The sequence below is a fragment of the Streptomyces melanosporofaciens genome (assembly GCF_900105695.1).
GTDB lineage: Bacteria > Actinomycetota > Actinomycetes > Streptomycetales > Streptomycetaceae > Streptomyces > Streptomyces antimycoticus.
Genome location: NZ_FNST01000002.1, coordinates 3,704,603 through 3,720,777 on the forward strand (window position 1 = coordinate 3,704,603; position 16,175 = coordinate 3,720,777).

6 protein-coding genes and 3 rRNA genes are annotated in these 16,175 nt (G+C 66.8%); 7 read left to right on the forward strand and 2 right to left on the reverse strand.

Translation table 11 applies throughout. The features are described from left to right. Nucleotides 1-71 precede the first annotated feature (71 nt). The gene (locus BLV72_RS18530; protein ID WP_425288525.1) at nucleotides 72-3,263 is read left to right on the forward strand and encodes an ATP-binding protein; all 3,192 of its coding nucleotides are present in this window, start codon (nucleotides 72-74) and stop codon (nucleotides 3,261-3,263) included. 266 nt (nucleotides 3,264-3,529) lie between these two features. Here BLV72_RS18530 and BLV72_RS18535 read toward each other — a convergent pair whose 3' ends face one another. Continuing rightward, entirely contained in the window at nucleotides 3,530-4,255 is a 726-nt protein-coding gene (locus tag BLV72_RS18535; protein WP_059147619.1) for a TetR/AcrR family transcriptional regulator, read from the reverse strand. 320 nt (nucleotides 4,256-4,575) lie between these two features. Here BLV72_RS18535 and BLV72_RS18540 point away from each other — a divergent pair, with 320 nt between their 5' ends. Both BLV72_RS18540 and BLV72_RS18545 read left to right on the forward strand, forming a co-directional pair. Further along, entirely contained in the window at nucleotides 4,576-5,931 is a 1,356-nt protein-coding gene (locus BLV72_RS18540) for an NAD(P)/FAD-dependent oxidoreductase (RefSeq protein ID WP_093463566.1), read from the forward strand. 235 nt (nucleotides 5,932-6,166) lie between these two features. Beyond that, the gene (locus BLV72_RS18545) at nucleotides 6,167-8,122 is read left to right on the forward strand and encodes an ATP-binding SpoIIE family protein phosphatase (protein ID WP_093463567.1); all 1,956 of its coding nucleotides are present in this window, start codon (nucleotides 6,167-6,169) and stop codon (nucleotides 8,120-8,122) included. A 132-nt stretch (nucleotides 8,123-8,254) separates the two neighbouring features. Here the strand turns inward: BLV72_RS18545 and BLV72_RS18550 are convergent, their stop codons facing one another. Then, on the reverse strand, nucleotides 8,255-9,568 hold the full coding sequence (locus BLV72_RS18550) for an MFS transporter (RefSeq protein ID WP_093463569.1): 1,314 nt from the start codon (nucleotides 9,566-9,568) through the stop codon (nucleotides 8,255-8,257). 160 nt (nucleotides 9,569-9,728) lie between these two features. Here BLV72_RS18550 and BLV72_RS18555 point away from each other — a divergent pair, with 160 nt between their 5' ends. The 4 genes from BLV72_RS18555 to rrf all read left to right on the forward strand — a co-directional run bounded on the left by BLV72_RS18555 (nucleotide 9,729) and on the right by rrf (nucleotide 15,964). Further along, the gene (locus BLV72_RS18555) at nucleotides 9,729-10,280 is read left to right on the forward strand and encodes a MarR family winged helix-turn-helix transcriptional regulator (RefSeq protein ID WP_093470421.1); all 552 of its coding nucleotides are present in this window, start codon (nucleotides 9,729-9,731) and stop codon (nucleotides 10,278-10,280) included. 540 nt (nucleotides 10,281-10,820) lie between these two features. Then, nucleotides 10,821-12,347 (forward strand): 16S ribosomal RNA (locus BLV72_RS18565). A 288-nt stretch (nucleotides 12,348-12,635) separates the two neighbouring features. After that, nucleotides 12,636-15,755 (forward strand): 23S ribosomal RNA (locus BLV72_RS18570). A 92-nt stretch (nucleotides 15,756-15,847) separates the two neighbouring features. Further along, nucleotides 15,848-15,964: ribosomal RNA gene (gene rrf / locus BLV72_RS18575) — 5S ribosomal RNA — on the forward strand. The 16S, 23S and 5S rRNA genes sit together here, the layout of an rRNA operon. Nucleotides 15,965-16,175: the final 211 nt, after the last annotated feature.

Below are 16,175 nucleotides of genomic sequence, written 5' to 3' on the forward strand. Positions count from 1 at the left end.
CCAGAGGCGCGTTCGACGGCCCGGCCAGGAGCGCGTTCGACGGCCCGGCTGGGAGCGGAGAAACCGGCGGCGTGGCCCGAAGCCGGGCCGACGACGGCCGGGAGGCGGGCTCGGGCACCGCCGTGCCGCCTCTGCCGCACAGCAACCTCAGGGCCCGCCTCAACAGCTTCGTCGGCCGGCAGAACGAGATCGGCGACATCCTCCGGGACCTGGACGGCGCCCGCCTGGTCACCCTCACCGGCCCCGGCGGCTCCGGCAAGACCCGGCTCTCCGAGGAGGCCGCGGCGACCGTGACGGCCGGCTATCCGGACGGCGTCTGGGTGGCTGAACTCGCCCCGCTCGACCACCCCTCCGCCGTCCCCGGCGCCGTCCTGAGCGCGGTCGGCCGCCGCGCGACCATGCTGCTCGCCTCCGGGCTCGAAAGCCGCACCACGGGCCCGGACGGTGGGGATCCGACCAGTCGGCTCGTCGAGTACTGCGCCGACCGCCGGCTGCTGCTCCTGCTCGACAACTGCGAGCACGTCATCGACACCGCGGCCCGGCTCACCGAGACCCTGCTCGCGCACTGCCCCGGTGTGACCGTGCTCGCCACCAGCAGGGAGCCGCTGGGGGTGCCCGGCGAGACCATCAGACCGGTGGAGCCGCTCGCGCCCGCCCCCGCCCACCAGCTGTTCGCCGAGCGCGCGGCCACCGTAAGGCCCGGCTTCGACCCGGCGGCGGACCCGGAGACGGCGGCCGCGGTCGCGGAGATCTGCCGCCGCCTGGACGGTCTGCCGCTGGCGATCGAGCTGGCCGCGGCGCGGCTGCGGCTGCTGGCCCCACGCCAGATCGCGGACCGGCTGGACGATCGTTTCCGCCTGCTGACCAGCGGCAGCAGAACCGCGCTGCCCCGCCAGCAGACCCTGCGGGCCGTCGTCGAGTGGTCCTGGGACCTCCTCGACGAGCGCGAGCGCACCGTGCTGCGCCGTGCGTCGGTCTTCGCGGGCGGGTGGACCCTGTCCGCGGCCGAGGCGGTGTGCTCGGACGCCCCGCCCGGTGAGAACGTCCTTACGGTCGGCACGGACGAGTATCACGTCTTCGACGATGGCGTCTTCGACGATGGCGCCTTCGGCGAAGGTGTCTTCGGCGAAGGTGTCTTCGAGGGTGGCGTCTTCGAGGACGGCGTCGACACCCGTGCCGCCCTTACGGACGCGACGGCAAGCACGCCGGAGTCGGGCGACACGGTCGCGTACGACGAGACGCGCTCCCCTATGCGCTCTCATCCGCGCGCCCACGCCAGGATCGCGCCCTCCGAGGTGCTGGAGCTGCTCGGGGCACTGGTCGACAAGTCGCTTCTGATCGTCGACCATCCGTCGCACGGTACGGCGGCGGAGTCCTCCGGGCCGCCCGGCGGGGAGCCCCGCTACCGGATGCTGGAGACGATCCACGAGTACGTCGGCAAGCGTGCCACCGAGGACCGGGCGGCCCGTGCCGACCACAAGGCCGCCGTGGCCCGTCACACCGCCCACTTCAGGGACTTCATCCGCGCCGCCGAACCCCGCCTGCGCTCCGCCGAACAACTGCCGTGGCTCCACCTCGTCGAGACCGACCTCGACAACATCCGGGCAGCGTTGCACCGCTCCCTGACCATCGCGGACGAGGACACCGTCTTCGCGCTGATCCGCGCCTTGGCCTGGTTCTGGTGGCTGCGCAACTACCGGGACGAGGGCGCCGCCTGGGTCGGCCGGGCCCTGGCTCTCCAGGCCCGTCCCCACGGCACGGACACCGAGGCGGACCGGATACCGGGCGGCACCCACCCCCTTGACCAGTTCCCGCACATCCCGGACCGGATTCCGGACGGCGAGGACGGTGTCGACGAGGAAGCCACCCGGTACTGGCAGCGCATGGATCTGCGGCTGATGCTCTTCGTCCTGCTCGCGGAGCAGGGCACCGGCCCGGATCTGAGTGACCCCAGGATCCGGGACGTCGCCATACGCATGCGCGGCGCCTACGCGGGCCACCCGGGGCCCCGTAGCGCGTCCTTCCCCGGTCTGCTGTGGCCGTTCACGGCCTTCGTCATCGAGGGCTTCGTCGGCGGGATGCTGCCGCTCATGGACCAGACCGTGGCCGTCTGCCGCACGCACGGCGACGACTGGGCGCTCGGCATCACGCTGATGTACCGCACCCACCTCGCCATCGACATGCCGGGCGGCATCGAGACCGTCGACGACGACCTGGCCGAGCTGCGCGAGCTGACCGCCCGCGTCGGCGATCGCTGGCTGCTCGCCCAGGTGGAGGGCGCGCGCGGCGAGATCGCCACCCACCACGGCCGGTTCGCGGAGGCGAAGGCCGCCTACGAGAAGGCACTGCGGCTCGCGCAGGAGCTCGGCGCCCACACCGAGGTGCCGTTCCTCTACACCCGCCTCGCCGATCTCGCCCTCCACGAGCGGGACATGGAGGCCACGCTGACGTTGGTGGCGCGCTCCGAGGAGGCGGCGGAGCGCTGCGGTACGCAGGACGTGTGGGCCTTCAACCAGATCGTGCGCAGCGAGGCCGAGCTGTTGCGTGGTGATCTGGGGCGGGCCAGGGCGTATTGCGACGCCGCTTGGGATCGAGCGGGGCGGGGCACGCCGCCGCCGCAGTTCTGGGTCGTGGCCGGCGGCCTGGACGGCCGTATCACCGGCCTGGAGGGCGATCTGGTCGGCGGACTGCGCAAGCTGCGGAACACTCTGCGCGAGGGCTTCGAGGCGAGCTCCATGGAGCTGCTGCTGGCCCATCAGGCGGAGTCGGCGGCGGAGCTCCTGACGCGATGCGGACAGGAGCGGCTCGCCAGTCGGCTGCTGGGCGCCGCCGACGGCTGGCGCGGTCGGCTGCCGCGCTCACCCCTGGTGGCCGGGGACGTCGGCGCGACCGTGGCGCGCGCGAGCGAGGCGCTGGGCCAGGACGCGGTGGACAAGCTGCGCGCCGAGAACACGACCCTGACCCCCGAGCAGGCCATCTGCCTGCTCGACGAGGTGCTGACGTCTCTCGACGCCACGGACGTCGCGGACGTCGCGGACGTCGCGGGCGTCGCGGGCGTCGCGGACGTCGCGGGCGTCGCGGACGCCACAGACACCACGGGCGTCGCGGACGCCTTCGAAGCGACCGCAGCCCAGGCAGACGCCCAAGCCGAGGCCGTCGTGCGGGCCGCGACCGTCGAGCGGGCCGCGACCGACACCCAAGCCAAGCCCGACACCCAAGCCAACCCCGCCGACCGGGGAGCCGTACCGCCGCCCGCCCGCTGACGCGGACCCACGCACGCGCATGCGCAACGCCCCGCCCACAGGCGCGTGTCGTCACTCGTACGGACGAGGCGCAACGCACCCCAGGCCGCCACGCCCGACCGCCCCGGCGCACGAAACGCGCGCACCTGCGGACCCCGCCCACCGGGCCGACGCATCGCCGACCCCTCGCGGGCGGCCTCGCGGCAAGCACCCACGCCCGGCACGGCTCATCGGACGTCGCCGATGTCACCCTGCCGGGCGTGGATATCGCTCCAGGGCCGACGGCATCACCCCACGGGGCGCGACCGCAGCCCGTCCAGCAGGATGTCCAGCAGCCGGGCCGACGCCGCCGCCTGCTGCGCCGCGTCCGGCAGCGAGGGCGCCGCCGTGGCGATCACCAGCAGTACGTCGGCGACCGCCACATCCGGGCGCAGCTCGCCCGCTGCCCGTGCCCGCTCCACCAGCTGCCCGACGACCTCCAGCAGCGCCGCGGCACCCGCGTCGTCCGGCTCGTCCTCAGGTGCGGTCGGCCGCTCGACCAGCCGGAGCTCCGGCTGACCCGGTGCTGCTAACGCCGCCTGCCGCTGCTGCGGCAGCCGGATCTCGGCCTCCACATCGACCCCGACCCGCAGCACCTGCGGCGGCAGCAGCCGGCCCGCGCCGGACGCCACCGAGGTGCGCAGGAACCGGGCCAGTGCGGACCACGGCTCGTTCTCCTGACCCAGCGCCGCTCGCGCCTGATCGGTCAGCCTTGCCGTCTCCTCCTCGGCTATGCGGCGCACCAGCACGTCCTTGCTGGGAAAGCGCCGATAGACGGTGCCCACTCCGACCCGCGCCCGGCGCGCCACGTCTTCCATCGGAGCTCCATATCCCAGCTCACCGAAGACTTCGCGCGCCGCCCGCAGGACGTGCTCCAGATTGCGCTGCGCGTCCACGCGCAACGGTGTGTTCCGTCCGCCGTTTCCGTCTGACGATGCGACGGCTGCGGACCATGACGAACCCTGAAGGTGCATAAGTGATCCCCCGGTAATGACGTCTCCCCCGGAGACTCCCCGCCCAGACTGTCGAGGCAGTCACAACCCCGACGAAGTACGAACATAGTTGAGCCCAGGTCAAGAAAGAAGAGGGTAGCTCGGGACAGAACGTCCCCCGATCAGAGCAGAGGACCGCCTTTTTCTGACTCGCCCCCCGACCGTCACCGACCATCGAGGGGCTGACCTGCGGACATTTCGTACGTGTAACCGATTCCGCGCCGCGGGGCGAGTCAAGCCGTCCGGTCACACAATTCGTCGGGGCTGTGGACAAACCGCGGTCGCGCGTGCCTCATGGGAGGGTGAAGGAACCCGCGCGCATTCTCGTTGTCGGTGGTGGCTACGTCGGGATGTACGCCGCGCTGCGCCTCCAGCGAAAGCTGAAGCGAGAGCTGAGGCAAGGCGGCGTGCAGGTCATCGTGGTCGACCCAGAGCCGTATATGACCTATCAGCCTTTCCTGCCCGAGGCGGCGGCCGGATCGATCTCACCGCGCCACGTGGTCGTGCCGTTGCGGCGGGTTTTGCCCGACTGCACGGTCATCATCGGCGAGGCCACCGCGATCCACCACGGCAAACGCACCGCGACCGTAAGAACCCTCGCCACCGAGGAAGAGCGCACCGGCACGGTCGACATCCACTACGACGAACTGGTGCTGGCCCCGGGATCCGTGTCCCGCACCCTCCCGGTCCCCGGCCTCGCCGAGTTCGGCATCGGCTTCAAGACCGTCGAGGAGGCCATCGGCCTGCGCAACCATGTCCTCGGACAGTTGGACATCGCCTCCTCGACCCGGGACCCCGAGGTCCGCGACGCGGCGTTGACCTTCGTCTTCGTCGGCGGCGGTTACGCGGGCGTCGAGGCGCTCGGCGAGCTGGAGGACATGGCCCGGTACGCCGTCCGCTACTACCACAACATCGCCCCCGAGGATCTGAAGTGGATCCTCGTCGAGGCCACCAACCGGATCCTCCCGGAGGTCGGCGAGGAGATGGGCAAGTACGCCGTCCGGGAGTTGCGCGGCCGCAATATCGACGTCCGGCTGGAGACCCGCCTGGACTCCTGCGCCGACCGGATCGCCGCACTGAGTGACGGCTCGCGCTTCCCCACCCGCACGCTCGTGTGGACCGCGGGCGTCAAACCGCACCCGATCCTCGCCTCCACCGATCTGCCGCTGAACGAGCGCGGCCGGCTCAAATGCACCGCGGCGCTCCAGGTGGAGGGCGTGAAGCACGCCTGGTCGGCCGGGGACGCCGCGTCGGTCCCCGATCTGACGGCCGACCGGCCCGGTGCGGAGTGCGCCCCCAACGCACAGCACGCCGTCCGCCAGTCCAAGGTCCTCGCGGAGAACGTGGCCGCCTCGCTCGCCGGCCGGCCGCTCACCGACTACGCGCACAAGTACGCGGGCTCCGTGGCCTCCCTGGGGCTCCACAGAGGCGTCGCCCATGTCTACGGACGCAAGTTGAAGGGCTACCCTGCCTGGTTCATGCACCGTGCCTACCACCTCAGCCGGGTGCCGACGTTCAACCGTAAGGCGCGCGTGCTGGCCGAGTGGATCCTGTCGGGGCTGTTCAAACGCGAGATCGTCTCGCTGGGCTCGCTGGAGAACCCGCGCGCCGAGTTCAAGCTCGCCGCGGACACGGGTCGCCATCCCGAGTCCAGTTGAGCCGATCGGGGCGGAGCCGGGAACTCCCCTCCCGCGATCGGCGTCTCACGGATGTCAGTCCGGTCGGCCACACTGGTCGTGTGACCATGGGTGGGCTCGTATCTGCAAAGAGTGACAATCGCGAGGATTCGGAAGTTTGCTGCATTCCCCTGGGGGCCGTCCCCCGTACCCGCACCCATCTCCCCGATCCCGCGCCGGCGCGCAGCTCAGCCACCACCCCACGAGGTAATCCGCAGTGAACTTCACGCGCTGGAGCGCCCGGCTCCCCCGAACCCAGCGACGCAACGCCGCCCGGGCAGACCGCGGTGCGCGGCGTCCGAAGCCCGCGGCCACCGCGGGCGGCGGCTCCGTCCCGGCGGCCCGGGGCGAGCACGCCGACCCCTCCGGGCGCGGCGAGCCTCCCGCTGCCGCCCCCTCCGACGCCGTGCCGCCCGACGCCGTCCCGACCCTCGACGGGCTGTCCGTCCATGACCTCCTCGGCCAGGTGCCGGCGCTGGTCGCGGTGGTCTACGGCCCAGAGCACCGCATCGCCTACCTCAACGACACCTATGTCGAGCTCTTCGGCTCCCGGGCTCCCGGCACGCCCGCCCGCCAGGGCCTGCCCGAGCTGACGGAGCTGGGGCTGCTGCCGCTCATGGACCAGGTCCTGCGCAGCGGCAAGCCCCGTACGGTCAAGTCCCGGCAGGTGCCCGCCGGCGGTCCGGCGACCACGCCCGGGCCACGACAGGAGGGGTCGGCCCCCGGCCCCGGCCGATCGCGCCACGGCTACTACACCTTCACCTGCTCCCCGATCGAGATGGCCGCGCCCAGGGTCCTCGCCCCCGCGCAACCGGCGGACGAGCGGGTGGGGGAGGGGACCGTGGACGGATCGCCGGTGGATGGAACGCCGGTGGACGGATCGATCCGGGAAGCCGTCCTCCGTAAGGGCGTCATGCCGGAAGCGCTCGCCACCGAGGCCGTCGCTACAGCTACCGCCACCGGCACGGTCACCGAGCCCGTCCGCGGCGTGCTCGTCTTCGGCGCCGACGTCACCGATCAGGTCGAATCCGCGGAGCGGCTGCGCGCCGGCGAGCGCCTCCAGCGCGAGGCCGCCGTCACCCTCCAGCGCAGCCTCCTCCCCCAGGAGCTGGAGCAGCCCGACGATCTGCGGGTCGCCGCCACCTATCAGCCCGGCGGCACGGACGCGGCGGTGGGCGGCGACTGGTACGACGTCATCACCCTGGGCGCCGGCCGCACCGCCCTCGTCATCGGCGACGTCATGGGCCGCGGTGTGCGGGCCGCCGCCGTCATGGGCCAACTGCGCACCGCCGTCCGCGCCTACGCCCGGCTCGACCTCCCGCCGCACGAGGTCCTGCAGCTCCTCGACGGCCTGGCCGCCGAGATCGACCCCCACCAGATCGCCACCTGCGTCTACGCCGTCCACGACCCCAACGAGAACCGCCTCGTCTACGCCTCCGCGGGCCATCTGCCGATCCTGGTCCGCGACCCGGACGGCACCGTGCGCCGCGCCTCCGAGCCCACCGGACCTCCGCTCGGCACCGGCGGCTGGCTGCACACCACCGGCTCGGTCCCGCTCGGCCCCGGGGCCTGCGCGGTCCTCTACACCGACGGCCTGGTGGAGCGGCGGGACAAGGACATCTACGACGGTGTGGCCGCGCTCGAGCGCGTCTTCGCGGGCGCGACCGGCTCGCCCCAGGTGATGTGCGACCGCCTCATCAGGGCCCTGGGCATCACCGCGGAGCATGACGACGACGTGGCGGTGCTGGTCCTCCAGCACCCCGCCCGTACGGGCCATGACGCCGAGCTCTTCCACAACGCGGCGCTGGAGCTCCTCGGCGGAGTGGAGGCCGCACCGCGCGCCCGGGCCTTCGCCTCCGGGGTCCTCGCCAGCTGGCGCTTCCCCATGGAGCTGCGCGATCTGGGCGTGCTCGCCGCCAGCGAGCTCGTCGCCAACTCCCTCCAGCACGGCACACCGCCCATGCGGCTGCGACTGCGCCGCACCGACCGCCGCCTGATCATCGAGGTGACGGACGGCGATGAGCATCTGCCGCGCCGCCGCCGGGCCGAACCGGTGGACGAAGCCGGACGCGGCATCTCGATCGTCGCGACCATCGCCTCCTCGTGGGGCTCACGCCGCACACCGGGCGGCGGCAAAGCGGTGTGGTGCGAATTCGCCCTGCCGACGGGCTAGCTCCACGAGGGGCCCCGGCAGGCACTGGCCCGACGAGGACAAGGCCGACCCCGAACAAGAACATCGCCCTGGCACGGCGGAGCCGACTGGCTCCTTCGCCGCACCAGGGCGATGGCGGAACGACTGGGCGGCCTAGGCCGCGGTGGTCACCTCGTCCGAGGCGGCCGCCCGCGGCGCGGGCACCGCGGCACCGGCGACCGTCCGCAGCGGATTGTCCTGCTCGGCCGTGAGCCACTTGCCGAGCCTCAGCGCGAGCGCGGTGATGCCGAGCGAGCAGACGATCAGCGTCACGATGTAGGTCCCATACAGCCCGGCACCGGCCAGCAGCCCGCCGACCGCCGGGCCCACCGCCAGGGCAAGCTGCTTGACCAGCGCAAACGCCGAGTTGTACTGACCGAGTGCCGACGACGGCGCCAGATCGGCGACCAGGGGCGCGACGGTCGGCGACAGCATCGCCTCACCGATCCCGAACAGCGCGTACGCCGAGACGATCGCGGTGATGCCGACGACCTGGCTCCCGGGCACCAGCCCGGCGGACCCGGCGACGCACCACGCCACCGTCCAGACCAGGCCGACCAGCGCGATCACCCGGCTGCGCCGCCGCCGCTCGACCAGCTTGAGCACGACGAACTGCGCCAGCACGATCGCCGCCGTATTCGCGGCCAGGGCGACGCCCAGCATCGACGGCGATATCCGGGCGACATCCACCGCGAACGCCGACAGCCCGGATTCGAACTGGCCGTAGCAGGCGAAGAACATCACGAAGCCCAGCACACACAGCTGCACCATGGCCCGGTCGCCGAGCAGCGAACGCCAGCCGCCGCCGGTGCCACCGAGGTGCTCATCGGCGGTCGGCACCGGATCGTCGAACACCGGTGTCTTCGCCAGCCTTACGGTCGCGACCGCGGCGCCGAGCACCAGGAACATCACCGCGTCGATCGCGAAGAGCCGCACAAAGCTCGAGGCTGCGGAGGTGTCCACCAGCAGCCCGCCGAGCAGCCCGCCGACGCCGAGGCCCAGATTGCCGAGGAAGAACTGGGTGGCGAAGGCCCGCGACCGGGTGACCGGCGTCGAGCACCAGACGATCAGCGTGGCCAGCGCCGGCTGTATGGCCGCGATGCCCGCGCCCAGCACTCCGGCCGCGGCGATGACCAGCGGCTCGCTCGCCGCCAGCCCGAGCCCCATCGATCCGACAGCGGCGGCGAACGCGCCCGCGACGACAACGGACAGCGGCCCTCGTCGGTCGATCACCCGACCGATGAAGGGCAGCACGGCAAGCGCGGCCACGGCGAACGTCGCGAGCACCACGCCCGCGGTGTTCGAACCGAGATCCCGCACCTGCGCCACATAGACGAAGAGGAACGGGACCGTGAAGCCGTTGCCGAACGCGCTCAGCGCGTTGCCCAGCTGGATACGGCGCAACGCTGCGCCCATCGCGGTGGTCACACTCACCTACCTAGGTCGAGAAGGGTCAAGGGAGAACGGGCCTGACCTGCGGTCCAGCCCGGAGGATCGACATCTGAAGACTTCGAACCTAAACTTCAACGCTTAAGAGTACAGATAGAAGGACTTCAGCGCCAATGACTTTCGTGTCATGCTGTTCACCATGGCGGAGACCCCCGACGCGGACGACCTGCTGAGCCTCGAGGAGCAGATCGCGGCCTATCAGCGCGAGTTCCAGGACCTGGACCCCCAGGTGGAGCAGGTCGTCAGCGCGCTCAGCCGGCTCACCCGGCGCATGCATGTCGCATACGGCCGCCAGTCGGCCAGGCTGGGGATCAGTAACTCCGAGTGGGAGGTCCTCAAGGCGCTCGTCCTTTCGGGGGCTCCTTACCGCCTGGGCCCTGGAGACCTGGCCAAGCGGCTGGGCCTCACCCCCGCCGCCATGACCCACCGCATCGACCGCATGGTCAACGAGGGTCTGGTCACCCGTGAGCGTGATGCCGACAACCGGGTCCGGGTCATCGTCGAGCTGACCCCCGACGGCCGGGAGAAGTGGCTGGAGGCCATGCGCCAGGCCACGGTCTTCGAGGCGGACCTTCTCCAGGACCTCTCCAGCGAGGAGCGCGGAGCCCTCGGCGCGATGCTCACCCGCGTGCTGCGCCGGGTGGAGGAAGCCCAGCCCGATGCTGAAGGGCGCCTGAGCAACCTCGACTGAGGCATTCGGCCTAGGCCGTGTTGACACGGGTCCGGGCGATCCGTAATGTACTCCGAGCTGCCACGGAGCCGTAACGGTTCTCTGGGCGGCACTTGAGCCGCACCGGCGGCAAACCACTTCTGCACGGCCCCTCATCGGGATGGATTTCGGCATGCCGGAATTCGGATCGGGAAGCTCGATTATGAGCATCCGGGGGAATCCGCTAAAGTAGTGATCACGCCGGAAGGCGCGAAAGACCCCGCTCCAGCAGGGGGCCGGAAACGGAATTCGGACCGGAAACGGAACGGAAAACGGATCTGGTAAGGTTGGAAACACCGAAGGGAAGCGCCCGGAGGAACCGGTGAAACGGTTTCGAAGGAAGCGTCCGTTCCTTGAGAACTCAACAGCGTGCCAAAAGTCAACGCCAGATATGTTGATACCCCGTCCATCTCGGACGAGGTTCCTTTGGAAAAATACACAGCGAGGACGCTGTGAGCGGACTGGATTATTCCTCTGGTCTGCTCCGCTCTCGTGATGTGTTGCCGGGATATCCCGGAAGCATTCACGGAGAGTTTGATCCTGGCTCAGGACGAACGCTGGCGGCGTGCTTAACACATGCAAGTCGAACGATGAACCGGTTTCGGCCGGGGATTAGTGGCGAACGGGTGAGTAACACGTGGGCAATCTGCCCTGCACTCTGGGACAAGCCCTGGAAACGGGGTCTAATACCGGATATGACACGCTCCCGCATGGGATGTGTGTGGAAAGCTCCGGCGGTGCAGGATGAGCCCGCGGCCTATCAGCTTGTTGGTGGGGTGATGGCCTACCAAGGCGACGACGGGTAGCCGGCCTGAGAGGGCGACCGGCCACACTGGGACTGAGACACGGCCCAGACTCCTACGGGAGGCAGCAGTGGGGAATATTGCACAATGGGCGAAAGCCTGATGCAGCGACGCCGCGTGAGGGATGACGGCCTTCGGGTTGTAAACCTCTTTCAGCAGGGAAGAAGCGAGAGTGACGGTACCTGCAGAAGAAGCGCCGGCTAACTACGTGCCAGCAGCCGCGGTAATACGTAGGGCGCAAGCGTTGTCCGGAATTATTGGGCGTAAAGAGCTCGTAGGCGGCTTGTCGCGTCGGATGTGAAAGCCCGGGGCTTAACTCCGGGTCTGCATTCGATACGGGCAGGCTAGAGTTCGGTAGGGGAGATCGGAATTCCTGGTGTAGCGGTGAAATGCGCAGATATCAGGAGGAACACCGGTGGCGAAGGCGGATCTCTGGGCCGATACTGACGCTGAGGAGCGAAAGCGTGGGGAGCGAACAGGATTAGATACCCTGGTAGTCCACGCCGTAAACGTTGGGAACTAGGTGTGGGCGACATTCCACGTCGTCCGTGCCGCAGCTAACGCATTAAGTTCCCCGCCTGGGGAGTACGGCCGCAAGGCTAAAACTCAAAGGAATTGACGGGGGCCCGCACAAGCGGCGGAGCATGTGGCTTAATTCGACGCAACGCGAAGAACCTTACCAAGGCTTGACATACACCGGAAACCTCTGGAGACAGGGGCCCCCTTGTGGTCGGTGTACAGGTGGTGCATGGCTGTCGTCAGCTCGTGTCGTGAGATGTTGGGTTAAGTCCCGCAACGAGCGCAACCCTTGTTCTGTGTTGCCAGCATGCCTTTCGGGGTGATGGGGACTCACAGGAGACTGCCGGGGTCAACTCGGAGGAAGGTGGGGACGACGTCAAGTCATCATGCCCCTTATGTCTTGGGCTGCACACGTGCTACAATGGCCGGTACAATGAGCTGCGAAGCCGTGAGGTGGAGCGAATCTCAAAAAGCCGGTCTCAGTTCGGATTGGGGTCTGCAACTCGACCCCATGAAGTCGGAGTCGCTAGTAATCGCAGATCAGCATTGCTGCGGTGAATACGTTCCCGGGCCTTGTACACACCGCCCGTCACGTCACGAAAGTCGGTAACACCCGAAGCCGGTGGCCCAACCCTTGTGGGGGGAGCCGTCGAAGGTGGGACTGGCGATTGGGACGAAGTCGTAACAAGGTAGCCGTACCGGAAGGTGCGGCTGGATCACCTCCTTTCTAAGGAGCGCATAGCCGACTGCGAGCGCATGTCTCGCACGGTTTGCTCATGGGTGGAACGTTGACTATTCGGCACAGTCCTTCGTGTGATGACTGCTAGTACTGCCCTTCGGGGCGTGGAACGCGGCTCGGAGCAGGGGGACGGTGTCGGGCACGCTGTTGGGTGTCTGAGGGCACGGGCAATTTTTGCTTGTTCCTTCGGCCGGTCCCGGTGTACTGCATCGCAAGGTGTGGGTGACGGGGTACGGGTCGTTGTTTGAGAACTGCACAGTGGACGCGAGCATCTGTGGCCAAGTTTTTAAGGGCGCACGGTGGATGCCTTGGCACCAGGAACCGATGAAGGACGTGGGAGGCCGCGATAGGCCCCGGGGAGCTGTCAACCGAGCTTTGATCCGGGGGTGTCCGAATGGGGAAACCCGGCAGTCGTCATGGGCTGTCACCCATACCTGAACACATAGGGTATGTGGAGGGAACGCGGGGAAGTGAAACATCTCAGTACCCGCAGGAAGAGAAAACAACCGTGATTCCGGGAGTAGTGGCGAGCGAAACTGGATGAGGCTAAACCGTATGTGTGTGATACCCGGCAGGGGTTGCGCATACGGGGTTGTGGGAGTGGACTTCAGTCGTCTGCCGGCGGCTGGGTGAGTCAGAAACCATTGCGATAGGCGAAGGACATGCGAAAGGTCCGGCGTAGAGGGTAAGACCCCCGTAGCTGAAATCGTTGTGGCTTGCTTGTTCATTTCCCAAGTAGCACGGGGCCCGAGAAATCCCGTGTGAATCTGGCGGGACCACCCGCTAAGCCTAAATATTCCCTGGTGACCGATAGCGGATAGTACCGTGAGGGAATGGTGAAAAGTACCGCGGGAGCGGAGTGAAATAGTACCTGAAACCGTGTGCCTACAAGCCGTGGGAGCGTCGCCGTGTTCTTCGGAGCACGGTCGTGACTGCGTGCCTTTTGAAGAATGAGCCTGCGAGTTTGCGGTGTGTTGCGAGGTTAACCCGTGTGGGGAAGCCGTAGCGAAAGCGAGTCCGAATAGGGCGGTTTAGTAGCGCGCTCAAGACCCGAAGCGGAGTGATCTAGCCATGGGCAGGTTGAAGCGGAGGTAAGACTTCGTGGAGGACCGAACCCACCAGGGTTGAAAACCTGGGGGATGACCTGTGGTTAGGGGTGAAAGGCCAATCAAACTCCGTGATAGCTGGTTCTCCCCGAAATGCATTTAGGTGCAGCGTCGTGTGTTTCTTGCCGGAGGTAGAGCACTGGATAGGCGATGGGCCCTACCGGGTTACTGACCTTAGCCAAACTCCGAATGCCGGTAAGTGAGAGCGCGGCAGTGAGACTGTGGGGGATAAGCTCCATGGTCGAGAGGGAAACAGCCCAGAGCATCGACTAAGGCCCCTAAGCGTACGCTAAGTGGGAAAGGATGTGGAGTCGCAGAGACAACCAGGAGGTTGGCTTAGAAGCAGCCATCCTTGAAAGAGTGCGTAATAGCTCACTGGTCAAGTGATTCCGCGCCGACAATGTAGCGGGGCTCAAGCGTACCGCCGAAGTCGTGTCATTGCAGCATGTGGTCCAACGATCGCTGTGATGGGTAGGGGAGCGTCGTGTGCCGGGTGAAGCAGCCGTGTAAGCGAGTTGTGGATGGTTCACGAGTGAGAATGCAGGCATGAGTAGCGATACACACGTGGGAAACGTGTGCGCCGATTGACTAAGGGTTCCTGGGTCAAGCTGATCTGCCCAGGGTAAGTCGGGACCTAAGGCGAGGCCGACAGGCGTAGTCGATGGACAACCGGTTGATATTCCGGTACCCGCTTTGAAGCGCCAACGTCGAACCAGGCGATGCTAAGTCCGTGAAGCCGCCCTGGAGCCTTCGGGTGAAGGGGAGTGGTGGAGCCGACGGTCCAGACCTGTAGTAGGTGAGTGATGGGGTGACGCAGGAAGGTAGTCCAGCCCGGGCGGTGGTTGTCCCGGGGTAAGGGTGTAGCCCGAGGAGTAGGTAAATCCGTTCCTCATGAGGGGTGAGACCTGATGCCGAGCCGATTGTGGTGAAGTGGATGATCCTATGCTGTCGAGAAAAGCCTCTAGCGAGTTTCATGGCGGCCCGTACCCTAAACCGACTCAGGTGGTCAGGTAGAGAATACCGAGGCGTTCGGGTGAACTATGGTTAAGGAACTCGGCAAAATGCCCCCGTAACTTCGGGAGAAGGGGGGCCATTGCTGGTGATCCGATTTTCTTGGTGAGCTGGTGGTGGCCGCAGAGACCAGCGAGAAGCGACTGTTTACTAAAAACACAGGTCCGTGCGAAGCCGTAAGGCGATGTATACGGACTGACGCCTGCCCGGTGCTGGAACGTTAAGGGGACCGGTTAGTCACATTTCGGTGTGGCGAAGCTGAGAACTTAAGCGCCAGTAAACGGCGGTGGTAACTATAACCATCCTAAGGTAGCGAAATTCCTTGTCGGGTAAGTTCCGACCTGCACGAATGGCGTAACGACTTCTCGACTGTCTCAACCATAGGCCCGGTGAAATTGCACTACGAGTAAAGATGCTCGTTTCGCGCAGCAGGACGGAAAGACCCCGGGACCTTTACTATAGCTTGATATTGGTGTTCGGTTCGGCTTGTGTAGGATAGGTGGGAGACTGTGAAGCATTGACGCCAGTCAGTGTGGAGTCATTGTTGAAATACCACTCTGGTCGTGCTGGATGTCTAACCTGGGTCCGTGATCCGGATCAGGGACAGTGTCTGGTGGGTAGTTTAACTGGGGCGGTTGCCTCCTAAAGGGTAACGGAGGCGCCCAAAGGTTCCCTCAGCCTGGTTGGCAATCAGGTGTTGAGTGTAAGTGCACAAGGGAGCTTGACTGTGAGACCGACGGGTCGAGCAGGGACGAAAGTCGGGACTAGTGATCCGGCGGTGGCTTGTGGAAGCGCCGTCGCTCAACGGATAAAAGGTACCCCGGGGATAACAGGCTGATCTTCCCCAAGAGTCCATATCGACGGGATGGTTTGGCACCTCGATGTCGGCTCGTCGCATCCTGGGGCTGGAGTCGGTCCCAAGGGTTGGGCTGTTCGCCCATTAAAGCGGTACGCGAGCTGGGTTTAGAACGTCGTGAGACAGTTCGGTCCCTATCCGCTGTGCGCGTAGGAGTCTTGAGAAGGGCTGTCCCTAGTACGAGAGGACCGGGACGGACGAACCTCTGGTGTGCCAGTTGTTCTGCCAAGGGCATGGCTGGTTGGCTACGTTCGGGAGGGATAACCGCTGAAAGCATCTAAGCGGGAAGCCTGCTTCGAGATGAGGACTCCCACCCACTTGATGGGTTAAGGCTCCCAGTAGACGACTGGGTTGATAGGCCAGATATGGAAGCCGGGTAACTGGTGGAGTTGACTGGTACTAATAGGCCGAGGGCTTGTCCTCAGGTGCTCGCGTCCACTGTGTTGGTTCTGAAGTAATGAACCGTATTGAGCCCCCCTTTTTGGGGTGTGGTTCCGGTTTTGGTTTCATAGTGTTTCGGTGGTCATAGCGTTAGGGAAACGCCCGGTTACATTTCGAACCCGGAAGCTAAGCCTTTCAGCGCCGATGGTACTGCAGGGGGGACCCTGTGGGAGAGTAGGACACCGCCGAACAATCTTTAGCCTCGGTCCCGAGTACATGTACTCGGGACCGAGGCTTTTTTGCGTTCGCCTCGATATTCGTCGCGATATCCGTCCCCGGCTGTGTGCGAAAGATACGCCCTGGTAAGCACCATCGGACGATATGGCTCCCCCTGGCCTCGCGACGGCGTCCGGGGACGGCTCTGACAGGGACCCCTACCGGAACGCCCTGCCCCGCCAGCCC